Below are 371 nucleotides of genomic sequence, written 5' to 3' on the forward strand. Positions count from 1 at the left end.
CCTCGCCTTGCCTAAGCTACTACGATTTGGTATAGTTCTCCAAAGGCTTAAATTCCGAAGTTAGCCCTCCGTACATATATAAGTGCTTTTGAGCCGCGTGTGGGAAAATTACTTTGTATTTAAGCTACCTTATATTTTTTAGCATTTTTAAGATTAATACTTGCATTTAAATCTCTATCAATAGATAAACCACAACTACATTTATAAACTCTATCTTTAAGTTTTAAATTCTTATTAACCTCTCCACACTGGCTACAAGTCTTTGATGATGGATAAAATCTATCAACAATTCTAAGTTCTATATTATTTTGCTTACACTTAGACATTAGTTTAGTTTTGAACTCAAAGAATTTCTGACTTGCTATAGCCTT

General features: G+C 31.8%; 1 protein-coding gene. It reads right to left on the reverse strand.

Features of this window, described 5'->3' with window-relative positions; genetic code table 11:
• Window positions 1-119: 119 nt before the first annotated feature.
• Window positions 120-371 (reverse strand): transposase (locus KGF45_RS19740; RefSeq protein ID WP_227843082.1); only part of this gene is annotated, 252 nt, incomplete at its 5' end.

Origin of the sequence: Clostridioides sp. ZZV14-6154 (genome assembly GCF_020657785.1) — a bacterium.
Taxonomy (GTDB): domain Bacteria; phylum Bacillota; class Clostridia; order Peptostreptococcales; family Peptostreptococcaceae; genus Clostridioides.